General features: G+C 69.6%; 12 protein-coding genes. 2 read left to right on the top strand and 10 right to left on the bottom strand.

Annotated elements, in window-relative coordinates; genetic code table 11:
- Positions 1 to 7 precede the first annotated feature (7 nt).
- On the top strand, positions 8 to 568 hold the full coding sequence (locus EOJ32_RS06650) for an arylesterase (RefSeq protein WP_341872770.1): 561 nt from the start codon (positions 8 to 10) through the stop codon (positions 566 to 568).
- On the opposite strand, the gene fba is transcribed toward EOJ32_RS06650, so the two are convergent.
- The 5 genes from fba to EOJ32_RS06625 are packed head-to-tail and all read right to left on the bottom strand — an operon-like array spanning position 562 to position 4,557.
- Positions 562 to 1,596 (bottom strand): class II fructose-bisphosphate aldolase, encoded by a 1,035-nt coding sequence (fba, locus tag EOJ32_RS06645; protein WP_045982706.1) that lies wholly within the window; start codon positions 1,594 to 1,596, stop codon positions 562 to 564. The two genes, EOJ32_RS06650 and fba, sit on opposite strands and share 7 nt — an antisense overlap.
- Positions 1,597 to 1,602: 6 nt before the next feature.
- Entirely contained in the window at positions 1,603 to 2,571 is a 969-nt protein-coding gene (locus EOJ32_RS06640) for a class 1 fructose-1,6-bisphosphatase (RefSeq protein ID WP_127898030.1), read from the bottom strand.
- On the bottom strand, positions 2,571 to 3,032 hold the full coding sequence (locus tag EOJ32_RS06635) for an RpiB/LacA/LacB family sugar-phosphate isomerase (RefSeq protein ID WP_127898029.1): 462 nt from the start codon (positions 3,030 to 3,032) through the stop codon (positions 2,571 to 2,573). The genes EOJ32_RS06640 and EOJ32_RS06635 overlap by 1 nt, the downstream gene beginning before the upstream one ends.
- Entirely contained in the window at positions 3,029 to 3,790 is a 762-nt protein-coding gene (locus tag EOJ32_RS06630) for a triose-phosphate isomerase (protein ID WP_127898028.1), read from the bottom strand. The genes EOJ32_RS06635 and EOJ32_RS06630 overlap by 4 nt, the downstream gene beginning before the upstream one ends.
- Positions 3,787 to 4,557, bottom strand: a complete 771-nt coding sequence (locus EOJ32_RS06625) for a DeoR/GlpR family DNA-binding transcription regulator (RefSeq protein WP_045982702.1) — start codon at positions 4,555 to 4,557, stop codon at positions 3,787 to 3,789. Before EOJ32_RS06625 ends, EOJ32_RS06630 begins: the two co-directional genes overlap by 4 nt.
- Before the next feature lie 131 nt (positions 4,558 to 4,688).
- On the opposite strand from EOJ32_RS06625, the gene tkt reads away from it, so the two are divergent.
- On the top strand, positions 4,689 to 6,713 hold the full coding sequence (tkt, locus tag EOJ32_RS06620) for a transketolase (RefSeq protein WP_127898027.1): 2,025 nt from the start codon (positions 4,689 to 4,691) through the stop codon (positions 6,711 to 6,713).
- Between the two features lie 116 nt (positions 6,714 to 6,829).
- On the opposite strand, the gene EOJ32_RS06615 is transcribed toward tkt, so the two are convergent.
- The 5 genes from EOJ32_RS06615 to EOJ32_RS06595 are packed head-to-tail and all read right to left on the bottom strand — an operon-like array spanning position 6,830 to position 12,961.
- Positions 6,830 to 7,783, bottom strand: a complete 954-nt coding sequence (locus EOJ32_RS06615) for a sugar-binding transcriptional regulator (protein ID WP_127898026.1) — start codon at positions 7,781 to 7,783, stop codon at positions 6,830 to 6,832.
- Positions 7,783 to 8,931 carry an iron-containing alcohol dehydrogenase gene (locus EOJ32_RS06610; RefSeq protein ID WP_127898025.1) on the bottom strand — a complete coding sequence of 383 codons (1,149 nt, stop codon included), beginning with the start codon at positions 8,929 to 8,931 and terminating at the stop codon, positions 7,783 to 7,785. The genes EOJ32_RS06615 and EOJ32_RS06610 overlap by 1 nt, the downstream gene beginning before the upstream one ends.
- A 22-nt stretch (positions 8,932 to 8,953) precedes the next feature.
- Positions 8,954 to 9,886, bottom strand: coding sequence for a sugar phosphate isomerase/epimerase (locus EOJ32_RS06605; RefSeq protein WP_127898024.1), 933 nt, complete (start codon positions 9,884 to 9,886; stop codon positions 8,954 to 8,956).
- The gene (locus tag EOJ32_RS06600; protein WP_127898023.1) at positions 9,883 to 11,400 is read right to left on the bottom strand and encodes a glycerol-3-phosphate dehydrogenase; all 1,518 of its coding nucleotides are present in this window, start codon (positions 11,398 to 11,400) and stop codon (positions 9,883 to 9,885) included. The genes EOJ32_RS06605 and EOJ32_RS06600 overlap by 4 nt, the downstream gene beginning before the upstream one ends.
- Position 11,401: 1 nt before the next feature.
- Positions 11,402 to 12,961 (bottom strand): FGGY-family carbohydrate kinase, encoded by a 1,560-nt coding sequence (locus EOJ32_RS06595; protein ID WP_127898022.1) that lies wholly within the window; start codon positions 12,959 to 12,961, stop codon positions 11,402 to 11,404.
- Positions 12,962 to 13,106 lie beyond the last annotated feature (145 nt).

Genomic DNA, 13,106 nt, shown 5'->3' with positions numbered 1-13,106 from the left:
GACCGCGATGGGCGACAGTCTGACGCAGGGATACGGCCTGCCGCAGGATCAGGGGTTCGTCCCCTTGCTGGAGGCCTGGCTGCGGGGTCGCGGCCATGACGTGGCGGTGACCAATGCGGGCGTGTCGGGGGATACCACGGCAGGGGGTGCCGCGCGGATCGACTGGACGCTGGCGGACGGGCCCGACGCGATGATCGTGGCGCTTGGCGGCAACGATCTGTTGCGCGGGATCGACCCGGCCTCCAGCCGCGCGAACCTGGCGGCGATCCTGGACAAGACGCGGGCGGCGGGGGTGCCCGTCCTGCTGGCGGGCCTGCCCGCGCCGGGCAATTACGGCCCCGATTTCAAGCGCGACTTCGAGGCGATGTATGCCGATCTAGCCACCGAGTACGATGCGGTGCTGGTCCCCGACTTCCTGGGGCCGATCGGGGAAAAGGCCACGCAGGGCTTGTCCCTGTCGGACCTGATGCAGGACGACCGCATCCACCCCAACGCGCGCGGCGTCGAGCAGATCGTGGATGCGATCGGCCCCAAGGTCGAGGAGCTGCTGGCCCGGGCGGATCAGTAGCGCGCGGCCATTTCCGGCAGGGACATCGGGCGCAGCTTGTCGGCGTTGCCGGCGGTGCCGAAGGCCTCGAACCGGTCGCGGCAGACTTGGGCCATCATCGCCATCGCGGGCTTCAGATAGGCGCGCGGATCGAACTCGGCCGGGTGTTCGGCCATCACGCGGCGGATCGCGGCGGTCATCGCCAGGCGGTTGTCGGTGTCGATGTTCACCTTGCGCACGCCATGGCGGATGCCACGCTGGATCTCCTCGACCGGGACGCCCCAAGTCGGGCGGATGTCGCCGCCATGGGCGTTGATGATCGCTTGCAGATCCTCCGGGACGGAACTGGAGCCGTGCATCACAAGATGGGTGTTGGGCAGGCGGCGGTGGATCTCCTCGATCACATGCATGGCCAGGATGTCGCCATCGGGCTTGCGCGTGAATTTATACGCGCCGTGGCTGGTGCCCATGGCGATGGCCAGGGCGTCCACGCCGGTCTCCTCGACGAACCGCACGGCCTCGTCGGGGTCGGTCAGCAGCTGCTCCTCGGACAGCTTGCCCTCTGCGCCGTGGCCGTCCTCGGCGTCGCCCATGCCGGTCTCAAGGCTGCCCAGCACGCCCAGCTCTCCCTCGACCGACACACCGCAGGCATGGGCCATCTCGGTCACGCGGCGGGTGATGTCGGCGTTATAGGCGTAATCGGCGGGCGTCTTGCCGTCCGATTTCAGCGACCCGTCCATCATCACCGAGGTGAAGCCGTTCTGGATCGCGGTCGCGCAGGTTTCCAGCCCGTTGCCATGGTCCAGATGCATGCAGATCGGGATGTCGGGATAGGCCCGCGCCAGACCCGCGATCAGCCCCGCCAGCACCGCGTCATTGGCATAGGCCCGCGCGCCGCGGCTGGCCTGCAGGATCACCGGGCTGCGGGTGGCCTGGGCCGCCTGCATGACCGACAGGCCCTGCTCCATGTTGTTGATGTTGAAGGCGGGCACGGCATAGTCGTGCTCAGCCGCGTGGTCCAGAAGCTGGCGCAGGGTGATCATCGGCATGGGATGTTATCCTTGAAGGGCGGCGTGAAGCGCGTCGATTTCCTCGGACGCGCCAAAGAACAGCGGGGTGAAGTCATGCGGCCCGCGCGGCACGCGGTCCAGGATCGGGCCATGCCCGTCGGTCGCGCGGCCCCCGGCCTGTTCGATCAGGAAGGCGATGGGCACGCATTCATAGATCAGCCGCAGCCGGCCGTCGCCGTATCCGGGCCGGGTATCGGCGGGGTACAGGAATGCACCGCCCTTCAGCAGGATGCGGTGCAATTCGCCCACGGCGGCGGCCAGCCAGCGCATGTTGAAGTCGCGCCCGCGCGGCCCGTCCCGCCCTGCGCGCAGATCGCGCGCCCAGGCCTGAAGGCCCGGCGCCCAGTGGCGTTCGTTCGAGGCGTTATAGGCGATGGTCGAGGCCTGAGGCTTCAGCCGCAGGTTCTGGCGGGTGACGCGGAAGGCATGGGCCTCGGCGTCCCAGGTCGCGACATGGACACCCGCGCCGGTGGACCAGCCGAAATCGACCGAATGACCGAAGGAGGCATAGCCTGCCGCCACCACCGCCCGGCCTGTCCGCTGGAATCCCTGCGGGTCGGCGGGCAGGATGCTGAACAGCATCCCCAGGGGCGCGCCGATGCCAATGCTGCCCGAGCCGTCGATCGGGTCGATCGCCACGTCGAAGGCGCCGCCTTCGTTCAGCAGGATGATGTCCAGGGCTTCCTCGGACAGGACCTGGCGCACGCCCGCCGCACGCAGGGCGGCGATCATGTGGTCGTGGGCCGCGACGTCCAGCGCCTTCTGCCGGTCGCCGCTGTCATTGGTGCCGACGATGGCCTCGGGGTCACCATGCAGGCGCCCCGCCGCCAGCCGTGCGGCCAAAGGCGGCAGCGCGCGCGCGATGGCTGCCACGATGACCGCCGCGCCATCGCGCGCCAGCACATCGTCCAGCAGCGGCCCCGTCGCGGGCCTGTCCGTCGGCAGGCGCAGCATCACCGGCCCGCGTATTTCGCGCCGACCGCGTCGATGGCGTTGACATTGCCCGCCGACTTGCCGTTGCGGTCGAAGTTTTGGGTCTGCGCCAGCCAGGCATCGGCGATGGCCTTGGCCAGTTCGGGTCCGATGACGCGGGCGCCCATGGTGATGATCTGCGCGTCGTTCGACAGGGCCGCGCGTTCGGCCGAATAGGTATCATGCGTCAGGGCGGCGCGGATGCCCGGCACCTTGTTGGCCGCGATGCAGACGCCGATGCCCGTGCCGCAGACCAGGATGGCGCGGTCATAGGTGCCGTCCATGACCTGGCTGGCCACCCGGTCCGACAGGTTGGCATAGAAGGCGTCGGGGCCTTCGTCGGTGCGGCTGATCTCGGCCACGTCGAAGCGGTCCCTGAGGTGGTCGGCCAGCACCTTGGCCAGACCTTCGCCCGCGCTGTCCCCTGCGATTGCCAGTTTCATGCGTCATCTCCGATGGTTGCGGCGCATCGCGCCAGGATGTCCAGATAGCCGTTCACGTCCCAGGCTGACCGCCCGATGAACAGCCCGTCGATATGCGGGCAGGCGATCAGTTCCGCGCAGTTGCCCGGATTGACCGACCCGCCGTAGAGGCAGGGCACGCGGCGGCCCAGCACGTCCTGCGCGACCGCGATGATCTCGGCCTGCCGCGCATCGGCATAATCCGATGTCGCGGGGATGCCGTTCGCGCCGATCGCCCAAACCGGCTCATACGCCAGCAGGATCGTGGCGTCGGACCCTGCCACCGGCTCCAAAGCGGCGCGGACCTGCGTCTCCAGCACCTGCGTGGCGCGGCCAGCCTCGCGCTCGGCCAGGGTCTCGCCGATGCAGATCAGCGGGATCAGGCCGTGGCGGACGGCGGCGGCGGTCTTCAGGCCCACGGTCCTGTCCGTCTCTCCGAAATGCTCGCGGCGTTCGCTGTGGCCCAGCTCCACGATGTCCAGCCCGCAATCGGTCAGCATCACGGGGCTGATCTCTCCGGTCCAGGCGCCCGCGTCGTCCCAATGCATGTTCTGCGCGCCGACCTTGACGTCGGTGTCCGACAGCGCCTCGGCCACCTGGCGGCAGGCGGTGAAGGGCGGGATGACGAAACGCTGGATGCCCGCGGGCGCGGGCGTGCCGCGCAACCCTTGGGCAAAGGTCATCGCCTCGGCCAGGGTCTTGTTCATCTTCCAGCTGGTGCCGATCCAGAATTGGGTCATGCGGGGTCCTTTGCGATGGTCAGCGCGATGCCTGCCCGGTCGATCGCGGCGCGATCCTCGGGCGCGGGAGGCGCGTCGGTGATGATGGCGTCGAATTCGGTCAGGTCGGCCAGCGCATGCAGCGCGCTGCGCCCGAACCGCGCGTGGTTGACCAGCAGCACGCTGCGCTCCGCCGCGTGCATCATCGCGCGTTTCGCGCGCACCGCGTTGTCGTCCATGTGGAAGGCCCGCAAACCCGCCACCGCGGGGGTCGAGATGAAGGCCAGGTCCGCATGCAGCCCGGCCAGCGCGCTTTCCGTGACCATGCCGAAGAAACCGTTGAACTTGGCGCTGTAGATGCCGCCAAGCGCGATCAGCGTGACGCGCGGCGCATCCTTCAGCCGCTCGATCACGGCGGCGTTGTTGGTGATCACCGACAGGGGCGCGCATTCCGTCAGGCTGGCCCCCAGCAGCGCCGCCATCGAGCCGTCATTGACCATCACGGTCATCCCCGGCTCGATCAGGGCGCGGGCGGCATGGGCCATGCGGATCTTGGCCTCTCCGTCCTGCAGGGCGCGGATGCGGAAGTCGCTCTCGAACTGGGTGCCGGCCTCGATGGTGGCGCCGCCGCGAACCTTGCGCAGCAGGCCCGCCTGTTCCAGGTCGTCCAGGTCGCGATGGATGGTCATCTTGCTGACCGCGAAACGGGCCGCCAGATCGTCCAGGTCCACGGCGCGTGCCGCGACCAGCAGATCCATGATCGCCTGTCTGCGTTCCTCGCGTTTCACCCAAACCCTCCCCTGGTCGCCGGTTTCATAACATGATCCGCGCACATAACAACACCGACTTTGTGACTTTGTGATTTTTTGTTGTGATGATGACAGCGGCGGGTTATGGAGGGCGCGACAGGAGGACCGCCATGCCCTTAGACACCCCCAAAGACCCCGCCATCGCCGCCAAGGCCGATCTGGACCCGCAGAACTTCGCCCTGGCGAACTGCATCCGCGCGCTGACCATCGATGCCGTGAACGCCGCCAACAGCGGCCATCCCGGCGCCCCGATGGGCATGGCCGATGCCGCCACCGTGCTGTTCCGCAACCACCTGAAGTTCGATGCGGCCAATCCCGACTGGCCCGACCGCGACCGCTTCGTGCTGTCGAACGGGCACGCGTCCATGCTGCTCTACAGCCTGCTGCACCTGACCGGGTACCAGGACATGACGCTGGATCAGATCAGGAATTTCCGCCAATGGGGCGCGATCACCGCCGGCCATCCGGAATACGGCCATGCCAAGGGCGTGGAGACCACGACCGGCCCCCTGGGCCAGGGCCTGGCCACCGCCGTCGGCATGGCGCTGGCGGAACGCGCGCTGGCCGGAGAGTTCGGCGATGATCTGGTCGATCACCGCACCTGGGTCATGCTGGGCGACGGCTGCCTGCAGGAGGGCATCGGCCAGGAGGCGATCAGCCTGGCGGGCCATCTGGGCCTGGGCAAGCTGATCGTGCTCTATGACGACAACAGCATCACCATCGACGGCCCGACGTCGGTCAGCTTCTCCGAGGACATCCCGGCACGGTTCAAGGCCTGCGGCTGGCATGTCCAGAGCTGCGACGGCCATGACGGGCGCGCCCTGGATGCCGCGATGGAGGCCGCCAAGGCAGAGACGGGCAAGCCCTCGCTGATCGCGATGAAGACGATCATCGGCTTCGGCTCTCCCAACCGCGCGGGCAGCTATTCCGTGCACGGATCGCCTTTGGGCAAGGATGAGGGCGCGCTGACCCGCGAGGCCCTGGGCTGGAGCCACGGCGCCTTCGTGATCCCCGACGATCTGGCCGCCGAATGGCGCGAAATCGGCGCGCGCGGCGCCGCCGACCGCGAGGCCTGGGAGGCCCGTCTGGCCGCATCGCCCAAGGGCGCGGCCCTGACGCACCGGCTGTCGGGCGATCTGCCCGAGGGCTATGACGCGGCAGTCTCCGCCGCCCGCGACGCCCTGTTCGCCGCGCCCAAGAAAGCCGCGACCCGCAAGGCCAGCCAGATGGCGCTGGAGGCGCTGACCCCGGCCGTGCCCGCGATGATCGGCGGATCGGCCGACCTGACCGGATCGAACCTGACCCGCGTCAAGGCCGTCGACACGCAGTTCACGCGCGAGGCGCCCGGCCGCTACATCGGCTATGGTGTGCGCGAGTTCGGCATGGCCGCCGCGATGAACGGGCTGAACCTGCATGGCGGCGTGATCGCCTATGGCGGCACGTTCCTGGTGTTTTCCGACTATGCCCGCAACGCGATCCGCCTGTCGGCGCTGATGGGCGTGGGCACGATCTATGTCATGACCCATGACAGCATCGGCCTGGGCGAGGACGGCCCGACCCACCAGCCGGTCGAGCATCTGGCGTCCCTGCGCGCCATCCCCGGCCTGACCGTCCTGCGCCCCGCCGATACGGTCGAGACGCTGGAGGCCTGGGACATCGCGATCCGCAACCGGACCGTGCCGTCGCTGCTGGCCCTGTCCCGCCAGGACGTCCCGCAGCTGCGCACGGAGGCCGGGTCCGAGAACCTGACCGCCAAGGGCGCCTATGTGATCCGCCAGTTCGGCGAGGGCCGCGACGTGACCCTGATCGCCACAGGAACCGAAGTCGCCATCGCCGTGGAGGCTGCCGAGGCGATGGCCGCCGAAGGCATGGCCGTGGCGGTCGTGTCGATGCCCAGCTGGGAGCTGTTCGAGGCGCAGGACGCGGATTACCGCGCCCAGGTGCTTGGCACCGCACCCCGCATTGCGGTCGAGGCCGCGGGCAAGTTCGGCTGGACCCGCTATGTCGCGACCGAGGACGACGTGATCGGCATGACCGGCTTTGGCGCATCGGCTCCGATCGACCGGCTGTACCAGGAGTTCGGCATCACACCCGAGGCCATCATCGCCCGCGCCCGCCTGGTGACAGGCCACTAATCCAAAGGCCAAGGCCGCAAGCGGCCTTGCCACGATGCTCCCCACGCGCGCAAAGCGCGCGCGGGGCCCAGCGGCAGCGACCGGGTCGGGGTTTCCCCGACCCGTCCCCGTTTGGGTCACCCCGCCATCAGCGCGCGCGCCGTCGCCTCGTCGGTGATCAGCCCGGACAGGCGCCCGCTGTTCAGCACCGCGCGGATGGCCGCGACCTTTTCCGCGCCTCCGGCGACGACCACGATACGCTGATCCTGCCCCCGGTTCAGGTCCACCGACAGCGTCCGCGCGCTCAGCGTCGTGTCCAGCACACGGCCCGTGGCATCGAAGAAATAACCCATCATCTCTCCGACGCCCCCCGCGGCGTTGATCTCGGCGATCTCGCGCGCCTCAATCATGCCGGATGCGACCAGCTGCGCGCCCGCATCCGCCGTGCCCATGCCCACGAAGGTGAGCGTGGCGCTGTTCGACAGATCGAAGATGTCGCGCACGCCGGGCTGGGACAGCAGCACGGCCCGGTCGCCTTCGGAATTGGCAAAGAACGGCACCGGCATCACGAAGGCCTGCGCCCCGGTCTTTTCCGCCAGCGTATGCATCACGTCATGCGGGTTCGCCGCATAATTGCGCGTCAGCCCGCCCAGGACCGCGACGAAGCGCACCGCGCGCGCGTCAAAGCGCGGCATCTGCCGGACCGCCGCCGCCAGCGTCCGGCCATGCCCCAGCCCGATGACCCTGTGTTCGCCTCGCTCGATCTCGCGGCGCAGGAAGCCCGCGCCCGCCAGGCCCAGGGCGCGCAGGGGCATGCCGTCCTCGCCCAGGTCGGGGGCAACCTCGCAGTGGTCCAGCCCATAGCGCGCGCACAGCTGATCCTCCAGCATGGCGCATTCGACGATCTCTCCGTCGATGGTGACCTTGACCACGCCCTCGGCCACGGCGCGGGCGATCAAGCGGTGCGCCTTGACGCCGGGCAGGCCCAGCCGCTTGGCGACGGCCGCCTGCGTCAGCCCGCCCGCATAATGCAGCCAGGCGGCCCGGATCGCCAGGCTCTGCTCCGGATCGACCGGTCCCCGCCGGGCCATCAGGCGGCGGCCCGCATCAGGGCGTCCAGATCGTCGGCCGACAGGGGTGCCGGGTTGGCCCTCATCGACGACGACGCGGCCGCCGCCTGCGCCGCGGCCTTGCGCGCCGCCGCGTCGATCCCCAGGGCGTCCAGCCCCGGCAGGCCCGCCGCACGGGACCAGTCGGCCAGCAGCGCTGCGGCCTCGGCCACCGATGCATCGGCCCGCCCGAACGCCGCCCCGATCCAGGCGCCCACCTGGTCCAGCCGGGCCGCCAGCGCGCGGTCCGTGACCGCCCAGCGGTTCGCCACCAGCACATGCGGCAGCAGCGTGCCGCAGATCGCGCCATGCGCCGCCCCGGTCAGCCCGCCCAGGGGGCCGGCCAGCCCATGCACCGCGCCCAGCCCGGCATTGGCCAGCGCCAGGCCGCCGCACAGGCTGACCCAGGCCATCTCGTCGCGCGCCTGGCGGTCTTCGGCCTGCATCAGGCGGATCAGCGCCGCCAGCCCACGCGGGATCGCGTCGCGGCACAGCGAGTCGGTCAACGGATTGGCGCGGGTGCAGACATAGGGCTCGATCACCTGCGTGACGGCATCCAGCCCCGAGGCCAGCGTCACCGCGCGCGGACAGCCGTCCGTCAGGGCCGGGTCCACGATGGCCAGCGCCGGCAGCATCCGCGCATCGCGCAGGCTGACCTTGCGGCGCGCCTCGGGGACGCCGATCACGGCGTTGCGGGTGACCTCGGCCCCGGTGCCGGCGGTGGTGGGGATGGCCACGAAGGGCAACGGGGGATGGTCCAGCGGCAGCCCCTGTCCCACGACCTCCAGATGATCCATCAGCGGACGGGTCATGGTCAGGCAGGCCGCCAGGGCCTTGCCCGCGTCGATCACCGCCCCGCCGCCCATCGCGACGACGACCTGGACCTCCGCGCCCGTCCGGACGCCTGCCTCAATCAGGGCGATGTCGGGTTCATGCGGAACGGCAAAGGTTGCGACCGAACAGCCCGCCGCGGCCAGATCGCGGGCCAGCGCCGCGCTGCGGCCGGGGTCGCGGCCGTGGACCAGCAGGACCCGCCGCCCCAGGGCCGCGACCCGCCCGGCGGCCATCGCCGCCTGCCCCCGGCCGAACAGGATCTCGGTGGCGGTGGCAAAGGCGAAGGGCTGGGGCATGGGGCGTCCTGTCGATGATGGGTCAGATATTCAGCTTATCCGCCCCGGTGTCGATATGCGGCGCCCAGAATGCGACACTTTCGGCGATCTGGGCGATGACCTGCCGGTCGTTCGGGTCGCGTTCCTTGAAGGACAGCTCCAGGCAGATCTCGTTGTCGACCGCGCCGCCCTGGGCCAGCGCCTCCAGCAGGGGTTCCGGCTGGACGCGGCCCTTGGCGTTGAATTCGGCGGTGAAGGGGCGGTGGCCGCCCTTGTCCATCAGCGACTGCTTGATGTGGATGATCGGGCTGACGCGCGGCACGGCGCGGGCCCAGGCATAGGGGTCCAGATCGTCCGGATCGGGGCTGGTGACGTCGCCGTGGTCGATATCGGCCATCATCCACATCGGCACCGCCATGTCGGCCGCGCTCAGCCGGTCCTGCAGCGCCAGGGCGGCCGGGATCGTCTCTCCGAATTCGCGGCCCACGCTCATGGGCTCCCAGAAGACATAGTCCAGCCCGGCGGCCTTCGCGTGATCCGCGACCTCGGCCCAGCAGTCGATGGCGATGCGGATCAGGTCCTCGCGCCGGGCCGGACCGTCGTAATCGCGATAGGTGAAGATCGCGAATTGCGTGCCCACCGATCGACCGCCCAGATCGGCGGTGATGTCCGCGAAGGTCTTGAACCAGTCGACATAGTATCGCCGCACATCCGCATCGGGATGGCCGAAATGGTTCAGCCGACCATAGGGGCCTGTCATGCCGCTGGTGACGCGCACCCCGGTCCGGTCCAGCGCCGCGCGCATCTGCCGGGTCAGGCGGCGGATCACCGGCGCGGGCCAGGAGGGATTGATGAACTCATGCGTCAACTGCAGGTCGCGGATGCGCAGATCGCGCGCGACCGTGTCGATCAGGTCGTCCGGATCGGCAAAGCGGTTGACCAGCGGGTTGGTGTTCAGCGACAGGGTCAGCATCACGCGATCTCCGGCGCCAGGGTGTCGTCGAACCACGCGGCAAAGGCCGCCTGCTGGTCCCGGGTCAGGTGCAGATAATGCTTGGTGCGCCGGGTCAGGATGTCCTGCGGCGTGCGCGCCCATTCCTTGGCGACCAGGTACCGCGCCTCGGCCTCGTAAAGCTGTCCACCGAAATGCCGCCCAAGGCCCGACAGGGTCATGGCGCCCGCCACGACATCCTTGGTCCGCGCGCCGTACAGGCGACCGTAATGCTGGACCAGCGCGCGCGGCATCCAAGGGTGCAGTTCGCGCTGCAGGTTGGCAAAGCTTTCGTAATCGGCATTGGCGATCTCGCCGCCCGGCAGGGTCGCGGTCTCGGTCCAGTCGGGGCCCATCTGCGGGAACACCTCGGTCAGGCGGTGCATGCCGCGTTCGGCCAGTTCGCGGAAGGTGGTGATCTTGCCGCCAAAGACGTTCAGCAGCGGCGCGCCTCCGGTCTGGTCCAGGTCGAACACATAGTCCCGCGTGACCGCCGACGGGTTGCCCTGCCCGTCGTCGAACAGCGGGCGCACGCCCGAAAAGCTGTGGATCACGTCGGACCGGCGCAGCTTCTCCTTGAAATAGCGGTTCACGGCGGCCAGCAGATAGTCGATCTCGGATTCGTCGGCGGTGACATCCTCGGCCCGGCCGTCATAGGCGATGTCGGTCGTGCCGATCAGCGCCATGTCGCCCTCGTAGGGGTTGATGAAGATCACGCGCTTGTCGTGGTTCTGCACCAGATAGGCGTTGGTCCCCGCCCACCATTTCGGCACGATGATATGGCTGCCCTTGACCAGGCGCACGTTGCGGGCCGAATTCGACCCCGCAACGCGGGTGATGAAGTCGCTGACCCAGGGACCGGCGCAGTTGACCAGGCAACGGGCGCGGAACTGCCGTTCCTCTCCGGTGACGGTGTCGCGGGTGGTCACGGACCAGGCGTCGCCCTCGCGGCGTGCCGACACACAGGCGGTGCGGGTCAGGACGGTCGCGCCGCGCTCCGCCGCATCGACCGCGTTCAGCACCACCAGCCGCGCGTCGTCAACCCAGCAATCGCTGTATTCGAACCCCTTATGGTACTTGTCCAGCAGCGGCGCGCCCTCGGGATCGCGGCGCAGGTCCAGCGTGCGCGTGCCCGGCAGCTTCTTGCGCCCGCCCAGGTTGTCATAGAGGAACAGCCCCAGCCGGACCAACCAGGCGGGCCGGTCGTCGGGGCTGTGCGGCAGCACGAAGCGCATCGGCCAGATGATGTGCGGGGCCGCGGCCAGCAGCACCTCTCGTTCGATCAGCGCCTCGCGGACCAGGCGGAATTCGTAATATTCCAGATAGCGCAGCCCACCATGGACCAGCTTGCCCGAGCGCGACGAGGTGCCCTGCGCCAGGTCGTCCTTTTCGCACAGCACGACCGACAGGCCCCGCCCCGCGGCATCGCGCGCGACGCCCGCGCCGTTGATGCCGCCGCCGATCACGAACAGATCGATCATCTCGTGGCCTTGGGTCATCCTACTCTCCTGTCGTGGTGCGGGCCCGCGCCATGGCTGCCCAGACGGGCGGCAGGGCGGCGCGGGTCGCGGCAAAGGCGGGGAACAGCCGCGCATAGGTCGCGGCCAGATGGGGATCGGGGGCCTCGGGGGCGCGCAGCAGGGGCGTGACCCATTCGGCGATGCAGGCGTCCATGTCGCGATAGGCGCCGATGGCCACGGCGGCCATCATCGCGGCCCCCGCGGCCCCGGCCTCGTCACGGTCGGACACGCGGACCGGCGCGTCCAGCGCGGCCGACAGGATGCGCCGCAGGGCGGGCGACCGCGCCGCCCCACCGGTCAGGCGCAGTTCGGACGGAAGCGGCCCCATCGCGGCGTAACAGTCGCGCATGGCCAGGCCCAGCCCTTCGGCCACGGCGCGCACCAGATCGGGATAGCGATGGCCCGCCGACAGGCCGGTGAACCCGGCCCGCGCCGCAGCATCGACGAAGGGCCCGCGTTCCCCGGCATCCGAGATATAGGGGTGGTACAGGATCTGCCCCGGCGCGGCCTGGCCCAGCCAGCCGTCCAGCCGCGCGACAAGGTCGCGATGCGTCACCGGCTGGCCCATATCCGACAGGATACCCGCCGCCAACCCCAGTACCCAATCGAGGTTCAACGTCGCCGCCATGTTGGTCTGGACCTGCGTGACCACGCCCGGCACCGGCAGGCATATGACATAGCCCGTGCCCTGATCGTTCAGATGCACCCGGTCGGCGGTCACGGCGCGCAGATGCACCCCGGTCGAGCCGACCGTCGAACAGGCCACGTCCCCCGCCCCACCCAGCACGCCCGCACCCAGCGCGGTCATCACCATGTCGACATAGCCCAAGCTGACCGGCGTGCCTGCCAGCAGGCCCGTCGCCGCAGCGGCATCCGCGGTCAGCGGATGGGTCACCTGTGTGCCATCGATGATCGGCGGCAGCAGGCCGCGCCGATGCGTCAGGCCCAGCGCGTCGATGACCGTGTCATCATAGGCCCGGCTGCGGAAGTTGCCGAAGGTGAAGCTGGCCTCGGACGGGTCCGTCGCCCGAACGCCGGTCAGGTTCAGATACAGCCAGTCCTTGCAATGCAGCGCGACCCGCGCCCCATCCAGCAGGTCCGGATGATGGGCGTCCATATGGGCCATCTGCGCGCCCTGCTGGCAGGTGTTCAGGCCGGTGCCCGTCGCCTCGAACCGGGCGCGGTCCTGGCCCAACCGGCCGACGGTCGGTGCGGCGCGCGCGTCCAGCCACAGCCAGGCGTCGCCCACCGGGCCGTCGTCGCCGACCAGCCAGGTGCCGTCGCCCTGCCCCGTCACGGCCAGCGCCGCGGTCCGCCCCGCCAGGTCCGGGATACGATCGGCCAGTCCGCGCAGCGCCGCGGCGCAATCATCCCAGGTGCGGGCCATGTCCTGCGTCGCGGCGCCCTGCGCCCCGGTCGCATAGCGATTCGGCACCGCCGCCGCGCCCAGCTGACGCCCGGCAAGATCGAACCCCACGGCCTTGATGACCGAGGTCCCGGCATCGATTCCGATCAGCACGTCGCGCTGCTTGTCCGTCATGATGCCTCCATCCCTTGGCCCCGGTTTATATCACGATGATCGCACAGGGAACGTATTTTTTTACGGACACGGCAATTTATTTCATCTAAGCTGGTCCTGTTCGCGTCCGACAGGATGCGCGGAATCGCCGCAATCACAGGCCCGC

The organism is Paracoccus sp. Arc7-R13 (assembly GCF_004010775.1).
GTDB classification, from domain to species: Bacteria; Pseudomonadota; Alphaproteobacteria; order Rhodobacterales; family Rhodobacteraceae; genus Paracoccus; species Paracoccus marcusii.
This window is presented reverse-complemented; position numbering and strand designations above follow the sequence as displayed.